The organism is Thalassoglobus polymorphus, assembly GCF_007744255.1.
Classification (GTDB): domain Bacteria; phylum Planctomycetota; class Planctomycetia; order Planctomycetales; family Planctomycetaceae; genus Thalassoglobus; species Thalassoglobus polymorphus.
Window position 1 is genome coordinate 2,364,819 of record NZ_CP036267.1, and the last position, 14,520, is coordinate 2,379,338.

Annotated in this window: 7 protein-coding genes; 3 read left to right on the forward strand and 4 right to left on the reverse strand. The window is 49.5% G+C overall.

Features of this window, described 5'->3' with window-relative positions; genetic code table 11:
• Positions 1-4: 4 nt before the first annotated feature.
• Positions 5-1,789: a glycoside hydrolase family protein gene (locus tag Mal48_RS08640; RefSeq protein ID WP_197442175.1), complete on the reverse strand. Its 1,785-nt coding sequence runs from the start codon at positions 1,787-1,789 to the stop codon at positions 5-7.
• Positions 1,790-2,428: 639 nt separating this feature from the next.
• On the opposite strand from Mal48_RS08640, the gene Mal48_RS08645 reads away from it, so the two are divergent.
• Together Mal48_RS08645 and Mal48_RS08650 are read left to right on the forward strand one after the other, a co-directional pair.
• A complete protein-coding gene (locus tag Mal48_RS08645; RefSeq protein WP_145198024.1) occupies positions 2,429-2,611 on the forward strand; it encodes a YqaE/Pmp3 family membrane protein in 183 nt (60 codons plus the stop codon).
• A gap of 219 nt (positions 2,612-2,830) precedes the next feature.
• Complete coding sequence (locus tag Mal48_RS08650) at positions 2,831-3,883, forward strand: YihY/virulence factor BrkB family protein (protein WP_145198026.1); 1,053 nt, start codon at positions 2,831-2,833, stop codon at positions 3,881-3,883.
• Positions 3,884-3,906: 23 nt separating this feature from the next.
• Here Mal48_RS08650 and hpnE read toward each other — a convergent pair whose 3' ends face one another.
• From hpnE to Mal48_RS08665, 3 genes are all read right to left on the reverse strand, one after another.
• Positions 3,907-5,349 (reverse strand): hydroxysqualene dehydroxylase HpnE, encoded by a 1,443-nt coding sequence (gene hpnE / locus Mal48_RS08655; RefSeq protein ID WP_145198028.1) that lies wholly within the window; start codon positions 5,347-5,349, stop codon positions 3,907-3,909.
• 167 nt (positions 5,350-5,516) lie between these two features.
• The gene (locus tag Mal48_RS08660) at positions 5,517-6,908 is read right to left on the reverse strand and encodes a hypothetical protein (protein WP_145198030.1); all 1,392 of its coding nucleotides are present in this window, start codon (positions 6,906-6,908) and stop codon (positions 5,517-5,519) included.
• Between the two features lie 216 nt (positions 6,909-7,124).
• The gene (locus tag Mal48_RS08665) at positions 7,125-13,292 is read right to left on the reverse strand and encodes an alpha-2-macroglobulin family protein (RefSeq protein ID WP_145198032.1); all 6,168 of its coding nucleotides are present in this window, start codon (positions 13,290-13,292) and stop codon (positions 7,125-7,127) included.
• A gap of 532 nt (positions 13,293-13,824) precedes the next feature.
• Between Mal48_RS08665 and coaE the strand changes: the two genes are divergently transcribed.
• Positions 13,825-14,463 (forward strand): dephospho-CoA kinase, encoded by a 639-nt coding sequence (gene coaE, locus Mal48_RS08670; protein ID WP_145198034.1) that lies wholly within the window; start codon positions 13,825-13,827, stop codon positions 14,461-14,463.
• Positions 14,464-14,520: the final 57 nt, after the last annotated feature.

The window sequence follows — 14,520 nt, forward strand, 5'->3', positions numbered from 1 at the left end:
GTTCTCATTTCGAGATGGCAGTACCGATTCCACTTCGGCCATAACCATCTCCACAGTAAAAGAGGCGAAGCTTATCGCCCTCGCGGATAACGGTCGGGTATTCGACCATCTGTTTTTCCCAACCTTTTCCCGTTGGGGCAAGTTGCAGGTTGTCTCCTTCGTTCTTGCCACGTCGCCAGTGAATTCCGTCTGCGGACTCAGCATAGCAAATTGAGTAGTACCCCCAGCGTGAACCGATGGCGGAGTACCACATTCGAAATGAACCATCTTTCTCCTGGTGTACGACCGGACCTGCGACAGCAATGTCTTCATAGTTGCGGTTTGGGTCACGCAACATCACTGCTCCTTTTTTTTCCCAGTTGATTCCATCGTCTGAGACGGCCAGACAGATCACTTTCTGTTGATTCAAATCGTGTCGAACACCTGTTGTTGGACAACCGGTGTAGTAGAAGTGCCATTGTTGAGCCCCGTCCGGTTGAGTGACTTTCAGCACCGATCCCCCAGCGATTCCAATGGCATCCGGAGTGCCCGGCTCTCCACTTGGTGCGAGCACTGGCGTTTCTCCATGCCGTGTCCAGTCGAGACCATTTTGGCTCGACGCCAGTCCGATACCTGGAAAAGAACTCAATCCCGATCCACGTCCCGCGTTCCCGGTATAGTAGAGATGCCAACGACTGTCATCCATCTTCACAGCATGCGGCAGCACGCACCAAATCGCATCAAATGAACCAGCTGGACCGTTCTTGAACAACGGGCCTTTTCGCTCCCACTGAGTGACATCATCAACCGCAGCGGTTGCGACTCCAATCGTATGCCTGCTGTGATCGTTGCCGCCTCCGTAGTACAGCTTGTATGAGTTGCCCGATCGAACGACCCAGGGGTTCATACAACGAGTCGAATCAAATGTTCCCTCTCCCTTACGAGGTGGAAGAACTGGGTTGTTTTCGTTTCGAATCCACTCAACTGGCTGTTTCAATTCTGCATATGCCTCGGAATTCGAGAGCTGCATTTTGACCACTTCTTTTGATTTGCGGACGATTCCGTAAAGCGTTCCGATGTCGCTGTGATCCCAGGCGATTCCCTGTCCAGCGATCGGGGCGGGAACCGTCGAGAGGTATTCCAACTCTCCGGGTTGTTCAGGAACTTTTAGAACATATAACTCGGCATGATCGTGTCCGGTCACAAATAGATTCCCATTGGGGCCGAAAGAGCCGCCTGAATTACTATTTGGTCGAAAGCGTTTCAGAACCGTCTCAGGAAAACTCCATCGGCCTGTCTCTTCCCAGTCGTTGTTGTATCGGGCCAGGAATGTTTGATGAACTTCGTCGTCATAGAATGCAAAGACAATCCACCACGCGTCTTGATGTCGTTCAATCCAGTTGATGGCTCCGTCGCTGATTTCGAACGTACGGCTTGCGACATGTGTAAGCGTGTCCGTTGAATATATTTCGACGGAATTTTTCAGAGGAGATTTCGGCCAATTCGAGTTGGCACAATACAACTTTCCATCAAGCACGGTTCCACTATTTAAGTGCAAAACGTTCGAACCATCCGGAGCTGACCACTCGCCGATTTTCTTTGAGGTTCCCTTTTCGTATCTGGCAATTGTGCGGTTGGCGATGGCATAGAACGATGAAGAATCGACCGCGACTGCCTGATGGGCTTCAGGAATGTGAACTCTCCGTAACTCCCGAAATGAGATCTCAGCTGCATTACTAACAGAAGCGAGAAATAACAATATTAGAAGGGAGTGGGTGAGTCGCAAAACGTATGTCTTCATCGTCTTCATGAATCCTCATCCGGATGATTTTTCTTGTGTCAGTTCTGATGAAAAGTTTACGGCGCTTTCCAATCTTTCGCTATGGCGGCAACTGTCGCTGTTCCAAGTCTCTGCAAATTCATTTCGAGCAGTTCCACGATTGGCCTGAATGATCTGCCTTGTGGTGAGCAGCCTATCAGGTCATGGAAGTCATCTTCACAGCTATGACATGCACTGATAATGCACGAATCACTCATGGATTATTTTGAGATGGCTTCTTGCGGGATCGCATTTGATTTTCGTCATTATCGAAACGCAACTCAGGTTGATGATCGATCTTGCTGAGTGCCTATCCACCAATTTTTTGATGAGGTGCTCAATTCACAAATGCAGAAGAGTTCAGTTTCCCAGATAAACACCTGATGACACTGCAAATTCAGGGCATGTTGCTCGATTGGCATGAAGTCTGCGTTAGTGAACCTCAAAGTCTTTTGATTCGCAATTCATACTGCGTTCGAAATGGCTTGAACATCTATGACTTAAATAAGACTGAAATCAAATTGAAACCAAACTGGAAGCTTGCCGGAGAATCACTCTTCTCATTGTTTGAGAGAGCAAGTTCAGGTTTCAGGATCAGTTCAAAAAATCACGACCAGAGAAAGGGTTGTCATGAAAGAGCAAACAGTCACAGCAACAGACCCAATCAAACTCGTTGCAGCAGTTCTACTACCACCGTTAGGGGTCGCAATGGAAGTTGGTCTCTCCGGACAGTTTTGGTTGAATGTCTTGTTGACCCTCTTCTTTTGGGTTCCAGGAATGATCCACGCCTTTTACATCATACTGACCCGATAAAGCATTATTTACTGGGCCGTGAAGCAAGCTGCAAGTTCGGCGTTTTTCCGCGAGGGCAATTTGAATGTTGCGTTCATGTTTCTACTCGCAGCGAGCCATCTATGAAGTCATGTAAAAAAACTTCATGGGCATGACAAGCATCTAAATTGCTCTAGTTGTTCAATCGATCGTATCGTTCCTGCCACTTTCCTTCAGAAGCGAGTTCACACGAGAATACCGATGTCGGCTGCCAAGCTTTTTAAAATACTCAAGAGAGTCTTTCAAGATTTCATGCAAGACAATTGCATGCGAGTCTCGGCAGCACTTGCGTACTACACTATCTTTGCACTTCCACCATTATTGATTTTGACTCTTTGGATCTGCGGAATTTTTTTCGATCCCAGTGATATCGAAGGGCGCGTTGCTGCGGAAATTCGAAACGTCGTCGGAAGTGAAGGGGCTGAACAGGTTAAAGAAATCTTGCAGCGGACCGGTGAACGATCATCCAGCGGGACTTATCTGACAAACATCTTCGGTGTGCTCGCCCTGTTGTTTGGTGCATCGGGGGTGATGGTTCAATTACAAACCGCACTCAATGAAGTTTGGGAAGTGAAGCCCGATCCCGATGAAGGTGGGGTTTGGAATTTCTTGTCAAAACGAATGCTCTCATTGGGAATGGTTCTAGGTGTGGCATTCCTGCTGTTGGTTTCGTTGATTCTTACGGCGTTGATCGCAAGTCTCAGCTCATGGGCCTTGCCAGATGTCTGGTCCGAATGGAGCTTGCAGTCTGTGAATTTCGTCGTCAATTTTGGAATGATGACAGTTCTCTTTGCAGCGATTTTCAAGGTCCTTCCAGACGCCGAAGTCGCGTGGAAAGATGTTTGGGTCGGTGCATTTCTGACCTCGTTTCTGTTTGAAGTCGGTAAGTTCTCAATGGGATTGTATTTTGCGAGCAGCAGTGTTGGCTCGGTTTACGGAGTTGCTGGTTCGCTCGTTCTGTTACTGGTCTGGATCTATTATTCAGGGATGATCTTGTTGCTTGGGGCAGAGTTCACGCAGGCGTGGGCTTTTGAAATGGGTGAAGGAATCCAACCCGCAGAGGGAGCCGTTCAGGTCGTTGAGAAAACGATTCACGTCAAGCCTGATGGCGAGCAATGTCAAGGCGACAAAAAATCGAAATCAGAGATGCACAAGGAACCACTGAAGAGAACTCAAGCTGCTGGAGTCCCTATTGGTAACAACTTTTTGCGGGAAGAAGATTCAAACAGGAAGATTGAAAAAGTCTCCACGTGAGAACGAGCCCGGCGAGATCGCCTCTACTCTTGTCCATAATCCGAGACAGTCTTCAGTCCAAAGAGCCAGCGTGAGAGTCTTGCTTTCGGCAGGTCAGCTTCCAAAATTGAATCTTGAATTCCATGTTTTCGCAGGATGTTTTCGGCAGCCAGATAGCCGCTTCGCGCGGCTCCTTCCATCGTGGCGGGCCAGCCGGTTTGAGTCCAGTCCCCAGCGAATTGCAGGTTGGGAATGAATGATTGTTGCTGCGGTCGCAACTCATCAATTCCTGGAGTGACTGAGAAAACTGCTCGCTTTTCGGTGATCACTCGAGAGTGAACCATTTTAGCATCAGCGGCGTCGGACCAGATCTCTGCAAGCTCGTTGAAGACACGTTCAACGACTTCTTCCTGACTTAACCCGGAGAGGCTTCGACTGGCACTCATCACCACTTGATACCGGAATATTCCATCTTTGATTTCTTGTGGATCAGCTCGACGAGCAAACATCCATTGGGAAAGACGATCAACAAGAACGGCGTGCGGCAACGGTGTGATTTTTCGGTCTAACCAAAGATGGACACTAGTGATGGGAGCGGTTTCAATCCTTTGAATTGCTTGCACTGTGGCATGCTGATGAAATTCGGCAGGGAGAAGTTTAGGAACCTGATGATGCGGAACGGCAAGCATGTATTCATCAGCGACTGCCGTCTGTTCGTTCGCAAAGTATGCACTTCGCACGGAATTCTCTTCGCAGCGGAGTTCACGTAATCTGTGCTCCTGATGAACCTGAACGCCCGCTCGCTGCAAAGCTTGAGCGGCTCTCTTCGAATACAAATCGTCTAACGATTCGGTGGGGATTTCAACTCGCCACCCTTCTCGATTTGCCAGGAATCCATCGACGAAAACCTTTTGAGCGTAGGCAGCATCGATGCGTTCCAAGGATTCGCTTAAAGCACTCACGAGAACAACTTCCCAGACTCGCTTGATGAGAGCATCCGTCTGTTTGTGTTCGCGCAACCAATCGGCGAAGTGCCGGCCTCTTAGGTTTTCAACAGGAGTTCTGGACAATGCCTTGACCGCTAACCCGAACAGCCTTTTCTCTCGGAAGGAGAGATAAGGGAGCCGCAAAAACGAGAGAGTCAGATGTAACGGAGCCGGCAGCCAGCTTTCACGAAATGAAGTGATTGCACCATCTGGAGCAACAAAGTGGAGCTGCTTCTCTGTTTCGAAGCAGTCTTGAAAGCCGAGGTCGCTACTCAGCTTCTTCAGGTTCGTGCAGCAGGCCATGTTCACGTGCTGACAGTTATCAATTTCTTCTCCGGAACTTTGATCGTGATACGATCCAGCTCGACCGCCGAATTGGTTGCGCGCTTCGTAGAGAGAAACGTGAAAATCATACTTAGCAAGTGCCGAAGCAGCAGCAATCCCAGCGATCCCTCCACCGATGATGGCGACTCGGCGGTTGCCAGAAGAAACTGTCGTCATGGTCACTCAGGGGTTCCGTACAGATGAATTCAAAAATTAAAGCAGTTTGCTCTTCCGTGTGCCCGTGGAGAACGCATTTCTCTAGTAAAAATACAGTTCGCCACGAGGCAGAACGCGAACGCCACTTCGAGAAATGAGATCGAGCGGTCGCATCAACCAGGGGGGGATTACTCTTCGACAACCTTCGGAAGCAGAACTTCTTGTAGAGCTTCTCTCATCTGGTTCTCTGAACCCGGTCCCACCCAGAGCCATTTGTCCTGGAAATTGTCCGCGAAGGCTGAATTCGTGGGGACATATCCCGGCCAACATTCACCATATCCAATTGAGAGAACGAAAGAATCTGGTCGCATTTGTTGAGCCATTAACTGGTAGCCGACAAACGATTCTCCGGGAAAGAGGACGAGTTGTGCTGGCCCGAAATCAACGCATGGGAAATCGATCAGCTGACCCGATTTCACACGTGCATAACTTGCCAGTCCCATGGCGGCATAAATCCGGTCTTCGGTCCGGGCAGATTTGTCGTCGAGGATCGTTCGAAGTCGCTTCGGTTGAAGACCTGCATGATCATAGTATTTCAAGTCGAGCTTTGTGTTTGAGAATTTTGCCTGAGTGAGAGGCTGTTTTTTCGTCGCCTTCCAGGATTTTTCCATCCCGGCAAGAATTCGATTCGTCAGGTCAATTCGACTCTGCTTTGAGCCATCGTTGAATTTCCCAGCGGTGACATCCCCACTGCATCCCGAGGCGTAAATCTGTTTGATATTCGGGTGCTTCTTCTGCATCGCTTTTCTGGCAAGTCCGACAAAATCTGAGGTCACTTCACCTTTTCCGTAATAACTCATTGGGTGAGTTGCGTACGAATGCAGTGCCAGGAGTGGAGTCTCGTTGTTCCAGAATGAAAGAGTCCAAAGATACGGGTCAATCTCGCCTTCGGGAGCTTCTGCGAGATAGTTCTTTCCGCCGCTTGCCGAACCACGACCGAATGAGACAGCTCCGCTGGACATGATAATGCGACGGTTCGAAGCGACCTTTTCGACTTTGGCTTTTCCCATGCCAATGTGGGTGACCGGGCTAGCTGTCTTCAGGCTTTCCTGGAGTGCGGCGGAAACATTTTGAATGCACTGTTGATGAAACGTTTCGTCGTAAAGTTCTCCTTTGAGGCCGACTTCTTCGAGCAGCTTTTCAGCGTCTGCGTCGGTGACCGGAGCATCATGCTGATGCAGGCTGGAGACGAGAACTCGCTCACGTGTTGTTCCTGCAGCTGCAGCGAGGCCGTCTCGCCACTGGTCGTACGCTCCGTTACGAATTTCGCACCAATCGATGGCAACATAAACCAAAGGCTTCTCGCTGCTGAGCAGTACGAATCCAATTGCTTCAAGTGAATCCGCAATCGTTTTCGACTTGGTCGGCAACAACCCCATGCAGCGATGATTCAACGGAATCGTCACGTCAACCGAGAACGATGCGAGTTGAAACTCTGGCTCGTCGGCTGCTTGTGTGAAATTGAGTTGACCAAACGTGGTACAGACAACAGCGACAAAAAGGTACTGGAAAAATTTCATAGGTTGCTCGATATCAAGAGAGTCGGACAACTGAAATGTACGACAAATCCTGATTCAGAACTACTCTCCTGACGAACTTGGATGGGCATAAGACTCGAAGTGTTCCGCTGGCTCGTTGGCCTGCTCGCTGAATGTCAGTCACTGAATCGTGTTCACTGAATATGGAGCAGCAGCGGAACAGCTGTCGAATAGCAGCCGAATCAAATTGAATGTCCCCTACTCTGCGTCCGCAATCTTGATTTTCATTTCATCCGAGTTCGCTTTCAGCTCTGGAGCGTACATTGCGTATGCACGTGCTGGTAACGCACTGAACTGGCCTGGGATCTCTGCTCGTAGTCGGTAACTGACAGAGTGCTTCCCACGTGAGAGTGTTCTCATGAAGAAGGCGACACGTTCGTCGCGGAACTCGACGTACGCTCCGAGTCCATCTTTGGTGTAACCACTTTGCAGGTCGACAGCTTCCGCACCCGCAGCTTTCAAGTCTTCGAAGATGACGTACTCGTAGTCATTTTTGGAGTCGATTTCGAGTTCCACTTCGATCAGATCGCCACTGGTGACTTCGTCCAGGTTTTCGAGTTCGACACGGTCGTATTTCAGCTTCTTCTGATCAACAACTTGTCCTCGACTTCCGGCAACGGTCGCAGTCGCATCTTTGTTCTGGACGAGTTTGTAGAACTTTCGTTGCACTTTGATTTCAAGACCGGCTTTGGTGATGAAGTCTTCGAGCGAGAAGTACGTTAAGTAGGCATTGTGATAAAGCGGTCCCTTGCCGGACTTTCTCAGTTCGACGGTATGCTCTCCGGAAGTCAGTGACTCTCCTTCGAGAATAAACGAGTTGTCGAAGGAGAACAGGTTCTCTTTGGTGATTTCCACAGTTTGCTTTTTCTCTCCGTCGACCCAGACTTCAACGGTCAACTCAGGACTGAGTTCATCAGTCGCTTCCAGGTAATCGGCGAGAGCTTCAATGCAGTAAGCTGTGTCGCGTGTGTTTGTCCAGTACGTTCCATGTTTTCGGTTGTTGAGAATGTACTTCACGAGTCCGGCGGCTTTGGGGTCCTGTGGATTGATGCGAGCCAACAGCTTTAAGTGGTGGGCATTCGCTTCAATATTGCTGCCGTACCAGTACCACCAGTACGTGTTGTTCGGCATGTCGATGTAGGCAGTCTGATTCTCATCATCGACAGTGATAAACTGGTCGATGTTTCGGACGATCATGTCTCGTTGCTCGTCTTCCCCAAGCGTGTCGAGTGCCAATCCGAGTTGAGATTGTGCATACAGGCTGAGCTTCAATCGGTCGCGATAGAGGAAACGTTGCATATCCTCGTTGGCAATTTTCGATTCCACAAGAACGGAGAAAACCAAAGCGTCGATGTTGTTTGCCTGTGTCTTGTACGGCTTTTTTCGCTTAGGATCGTCGGCATGCCGAAGTCCTTCTTGAAGAAGTTCAACTTGCTGTGCTTGATACCTCTGCAACCATGCGATTCCTTGTTCGACAATTCCGTCAACAATCGCGATGTCATTCTTCTGAGCCTGCTGCAATCCATGAACAACGACAGCAGTCGTATGTGGATAAGAACGTTCACCGTATCCAGAGAACCAACCCCAACCGCCATCTGAATTTTGCATGGCTGTCAGGTCTTGAACGCCCTTCTTCACCATTCGGGAGACTTCTGCCTCATCGAACACAGGGTTTCGTTTGAATCGTTTCCATTGCGTCGCCCGTTCTATGTCGTCTCCGATTTCCTGAGCATTCAGATTCGTGCGTTTCTCCTGAATCGCTGCCAGATCGAGGTTCATTCGTTGCAGAATTCCTTGAGTGATTACTGTCGGCACGAAGCGGTTGAGCGTTTGCTCAGTGCAACCGTACGGGTACTCCACGAGGTACGGAAGTGCATCGACCATGGCTCCTGCGAGCGTAGGTGAGTAACGGATTTCGAGTCGCGATTCTTGAGGACGGCGATCTTCTGGGACAGAAAAGATCAGTTTTCCGTTCTTTTCTTGCGGTCTGATCACGCCGGAAAAGGATTCTGTTTTCAGGAAACCATGCACGAAAACAGGGAATTCCATTTTCATCGCATCCGACTCTTCATCGGTGAGAGCCTGCATTGTGACGGTCGCGGTCCCTTCAGCGATGGCCTTCACTCGCCAATCAATGCGGGCTTCTCCGCCTGCTGAGATTGTGACAGTTCGTTGTCGATCCGTTTCGGAGATCAACGCGAGAGTTTCGCCTTCAAGGTTGATTGCAACCTGCACACTTTTTTCTTGCTCTAGATAGTTATGGACAACTGCAGAGAGGACGACCTCGTCTTTTTCCACAAAGAATCGTGGAGCTTGCAGTCGTACAACGAGATTCTTGGCGGTGACGACTTCGCTGGTTCCTTCGCCAACGTTGGTGCCATGTCCCATTCCCCACGCCCGAAGTTTCCAGGCCGAGAGGTTCTCAGGCATTTCGAAGGAGATATCTGCGATGCCGTTTTTGTTTGTGGTTAAGTCCGCCTTCCAGAATGCGGTGTCGGCAAAGTTTTCTCGAACGGTCGGCTGAACCATTTCCGGTTGCGCTTTCGCACCAAAGCTGCCGATGCCTCCACCTCCACCTCCACCAAATCCTGCAGCATCTCCACTGGCCAACTCCATGGCGGGAGCAGATGCAGGCATTAGTGCTCCACCCTTCCGCATCATACTTCTTGAACTCATGCCAAGTGCCTGCGGTTCCTTGATGGCATCGAGCTTCTTATTGTCTCGATTCGCGATTTCATCACCGAACGCACCAAGGTGAGTCATGTGGATTTCACCCTGCTTCATGAGCAAACCGAAGTATCGCTCCAGGCTGTGCTCGGTGGTTGGCCGGTGGTTTCGCTTCCAGTTCCAGAAAAATTCACGGATCTCCGGGACATTCGAGCCTCCCGAAATGTACTCGACAGCACGGTCGTACACCGACATCACCACGGACCCGACAAACGGCTCTCCGGTTTCATCCGTCAGTTTGACTTTGACTTTGGCGTCCGCTCCGGGAAGGTAGCGTTCCTCGTCGGAGACAATCTCGACATTGATCACCCGGTCTTCCGGCGGGACTGCGATTTGTTGAACAGCAGTATGCAGGTCGCCATTTGAAATGGTGATCGCTTCCACAAAAAAGTTCGGCATGTCTTTTTGGGCAACGCCAATCTTGACTGTTTTGCTCTTTCCTTCGATTCGGTGAACTTGAGGTCTTCCTGCGTAAACTCCATTGGACGGCCGAACGAATAACAGCACGGTCGAACCGATACGGTTCGTGTTGATGAGAAGTTCGACGTCGTCTCCGGGCTTGTAGGTTTTCTGATTCGCGACCAGTTCCAGGTCATTAAATCGGTAGCCTGAACCGTCAAAGCCAACGCCACGAATGACAAACAGATAACCGCCCTCAATCGTTCTGTTGTCTGATGTGACACTGTATGAAAGCCGATACTGTCCAACTGAGTTCGCCTTGATTTTCTGTTCCGCCTGCCCATCTGCGTTCGTGTCGAGATCCCATTCTTCAACAACTGTTTCCTTGGGCTGGTCCCCTTCATAGTTGATTCTTAAGAGCTTAAGTTTTCCGGTTCCTTGAACCCCTGAGCCTGCGATCGTTCGTGCCTGGAAATTCGCGGTGATCGTGTCTCCGATTCGGTAATGACCTCGATTTGTCCAGGTGAAGACCTTGAACGGTTCGCGAGCGACAAGAATTTTTCCGGAACCGACGATCGTTCGGCGAGAGGCGTCAGTGACCTCAGCGGTGATTTGATATTCGTGGTCATGGTCCCCGTGTAACGCTTTGGCAAGTGAGGTGTCGATCTCGAATTCGACAGTTCCATCTGGACCGATCTCGACTTCCTGATCAAGTACAAGTTCGGGCGGATTAGGGTTCCAGTTTTGCCAGAAAGGACGAGGTGACAAACAGCCCCAGCGATTGAAACCGGGGTACCAGTCATAGTCAGACGTGTACCACCAGTAACCATTTCCGTAGAGCCAGTCCCAACGAGTGACTGGAAACCAGCGTGAATCGTGCTGTGATCGCTCGACTTTGAAACTGACTTTCGCGTCTGAAACCGGTGCTCCGTAGTAATACTTCGCCTGGATGGTCGCCTTAATCGTTTCACCCAGTTCAGCAGGTTTGTCCGGTGTCTCGATAGTGACTTCAAACTCTGGTTTCTTATATTCCTCGACTCGGAAATGGTTTCCGCCGCCAACTCCGTGGTTGTGGTCAATGTAGAGATAATACTGCCCCAGCTTCGCATCTTCCGGAAGCGTGAATTCGCCGGCGAGACCACCGTATTCGTCCGTTTTCTTTTTCAGTTTGAAAACTTCCGTCCCTTGCGGGTCTTGGATATGAACTGTGAACTCTTTGGATGCGAACAACGAGGAATCGGTCTGATCATATTTTGCTTCCCGCATCCAAAACTTAAATTCGACTTTTTGGTCAGGTCGATACACCGGACGATCTGTGACAACGTACGCTTTTCGTTGCTGGTAGGATTGGACCGAAAATTGGTTGTACCAGACGTTGCTGAAACCGAGATACGCCAAACGACCACGGTCATCTTTCGCTGTTGCCAGCCATTGATAATCACGGTTCATTAGCTTTGCGTCGGTTTCAATCATTCCCTCGTTGTCTGTGAACTCGGCAAGTTGCTGCGTGACGAGGCGGAATTGCCGTTTCGTATTCTCAACACGCTCTTGCTTCCAGCCGAAAAAATCGACTTTCATTTTTGAAATCGGTTCTCCGGTGACAGCATCAGCGACGAAGTACATCGACTTGCCATTGAGATTTTTTTTGACGATGGCTGTGTCATCGAGCCATACGATGATGCGGCTCAGATTGCCGTCCTTCATCTGTGCGACGAGCAAGTAGGCTCCCGCTTTCTGCAGCGGAGTCGTTACTGTGACTCGACGGTCGTAGTGGTTCGGGCGAGGTTCAAGCTCGAGTCTCCAATCAGCGACCTGTTTGCCGAGATACTTCGACTCATTCTGCTGGACGATCCGGTAGCCGATGTTGCCGATCTGAGTTTTTTGCCAATCAATTCGCTGCGGGCTCGACTTCAAATAAGCTTTGACATCGTCAAGGAGCAGAGGAACGTTCAGTTCGTAAGCCTTGAAGGAAACTTGATCGCCATTTCGGTAACGGTAATCAATTGTCGCTCCCTTCCCGGCAGGTTGACTGGTGATCGGTTCAAGCTGCCCCCAATTCTTGACAATCTGGTCGAGCCGTTTTTGCTTGTGCTTATTTCTGGAATCACCATGTTTTCTGATCGATTCTGCCCAGACTAAAGCAGCTTGAGGATACTGTTGTCTGTCTTCATAGATTTGTGCGAGTTGCTGGAATGCAGGCTCTGAGTATGAGCGTGACTTCGACGCCGCCAATCCCTTGAAGAGGCTGATGAAGTAGTAGTCGTCACGAAGGGTGAATCGTTTAACGCCGGTGGCCAATTGGGAAATTGTCTCATTGTTTTCAAGTGTGCTGAGTTCCCAGGTCCCGGTTTCTTTTTCTTCTTCAGATTCTGCTGTCGGAAGTCTGGTTCCCCATTGTTGAAGTGTACGGACACCGAATTGCTGGTGGGCAAACTGGGCGAACTCCATATGAATTTCGTTATCTCGCGATGGGTTGGCTTGTGCCACTTCAGTCAGTAACCAGCGCCAGCGTTCTCCATCGTTCCTGGCAGATTCAAACGACTCTGGAATGTCGTAGTAAACGGGATCACCATTCTCATCAACAGGTGCTCCTTGAGTTCGCTGTCTTCCCTGTCTGTATCCGTAGCCTGTTACGAAATCGGGGAGTGTTTCGAGATCGGTCAGGTCTTGAAGTAACCAGGCTTGAGTTCCGTGCCGTCCATCTCGAACAGCTGAAGCGTAAAATTTGTAGAAGTCGGCAGCTAAAGCTCCGGGAGTTCCTTCGGGTTTCAGCTCTTTTGCCTTTGCGAGCCATCGTAGCGCTTGAACACGGTCTCTCGCGCTGGCGTCTGAGTATTGTCCGCCGCCACGTTGTTGTCCCCGTTTGAATTCCCCAGCGACCACGAAGCCATAATGGACATTTTGCATCTTTTGTTCAGCGACTGACCAAAACGCCCGCCAGTCTTCCGGATGCGCTTCAAGAATTTGCTCCAGTAAGTCGTCCAACTCGGCGTGACGCTGCAACTGGTTCAAGCATTGAACCGATTTTTGAATATCGTCGACAAGATTTTGTCCCGAGTTTTTCTCGTTTTTAACGAGTTGCTCGAAGAGGGTGAACGCCTCTTTGTACTGTCCCTGCTGGAGCAGCTTTTCAGCTTCTACACGGAGATCCGGGATCGGCTTGTCTGCTGCCATGGTGACAATCATTCCGGTCAATGTGAGACAAACGAGTAAGAGTCCGGGTTTGATGAGACGGGCCATTTTTCTTCCTGATACGTCTGCTGGAAATGAATTCAAGAGTGAGCAGAGTTCGCTGCCATCCATGAGACGGTTCAGCTTTCAAAGAGTTCCGAAAACTTTCCGTCAGTTGGAATCATGCACGTTCTTGATACGATTTCCTAGTCACCTCCTCTTCATTTTCGGGTAAGAATTTTCTGTTCTTGATTGACAACTCAATCTCTGTGATGCACGATAGACAGTAATTAGTGTACTGTTGTTGCAACTATGATCGAAATTGGAGTTTCGAGTTCACCAGTTCGAGGGATCGTCAAACTACTTCCCATTCGCGATTTTGAGTGAATTCACACTCAACAACTCCCCCCTATTTTTCATTTCCAGAATTCACATATCGTTCACCCAAAAAACACACCACTACGATTCACTGTTTGCGTTCAATTCTAGGTCGCTCACTGGAAACTATTGTGATGCAGGATTTTTGCATCCTTTGAGAGACCAAGACCAGGTATTCAGCTCAGTTCCTGAGCAACCTTTATAAATTAAGGGATAATTCCTCATGTCCGCTGCACGGATTCCAGTCATTGGGATCATCGGTGGAATTGGTTCCGGAAAAACTGCCGTGGCAGAAGCCTTGGGCAAGCTGATCTCGGTACGTCGTTTGGATGCGGATGTTGCAGGTCATCAAGTTTTGTTGGATGAAAAAGTCAAAGATGCTCTGAAAAAGGCATTCGGCGACTCCATTTTTGACGAACAGGGAGAAATTGTCCGATCCGATCTTGCCAAACTGGTGTTTGGAAATCAGAAGACTCAACAAGTTGCCAGAGCGAAGCTTGAGGAGATTGTTCATCCAGAGATTCGAAAAATCCTTGAGAATCAACTCAAAGAAATCCAATACCAGCGAGATTGCGACGTAATTATCCTGGACGCCGCGCTGATGCTCGAAGCGGGATGGTCAGAAGTTTGCGACGCGATTGTCTATCTCGATGTGCCTGAAGCTGTTCGATTGCAGCGAGTCCAACAGCGAGGGTGGAGCGAACAAGAATTTCGGAAACGCGAAGCAAGTCAACTTTCCCTTTCAGAAAAACAAAACCGGGCAGAAATCACAATTTCCAACGCAACTGACCTCCAATCGACCGCAAATCAACTCGCAAATTGGATAAAACAAAACCATAGCTACGAAGCAATGCATCACTAATTTTGAACCCCGACTTCAACTCTCTTCTGCTCCCTGATCAGACATTCCTTTCTGATC

What these genes read in the sequence shown, in the direction of transcription:
- hpnE (WP_145198028.1), bottom strand. Translation starts at nt 5,349, where the DNA reads ATGACGACAGTTTCTTCTGGCAACCGCCGAGTCGCCATCATCGGTGGA.
- Mal48_RS08650 (WP_145198026.1), top strand. Translation starts at nt 2,831, where the DNA reads ATGTCGGCTGCCAAGCTTTTTAAAATACTCAAGAGAGTCTTTCAAGAT.
- coaE (WP_145198034.1), top strand. Translation starts at nt 13,825, where the DNA reads ATGTCCGCTGCACGGATTCCAGTCATTGGGATCATCGGTGGAATTGGT.
- Mal48_RS08640 (WP_197442175.1), bottom strand. Translation starts at nt 1,789, where the DNA reads ATGAAGACGATGAAGACATACGTTTTGCGACTCACCCACTCCCTTCTA.
- Mal48_RS08660 (WP_145198030.1), bottom strand. Translation starts at nt 6,908, where the DNA reads ATGAAATTTTTCCAGTACCTTTTTGTCGCTGTTGTCTGTACCACGTTT.
- Mal48_RS08665 (WP_145198032.1), bottom strand. Translation starts at nt 13,292, where the DNA reads ATGGCCCGTCTCATCAAACCCGGACTCTTACTCGTTTGTCTCACATTG.
- Mal48_RS08645 (WP_145198024.1), top strand. Translation starts at nt 2,429, where the DNA reads ATGAAAGAGCAAACAGTCACAGCAACAGACCCAATCAAACTCGTTGCA.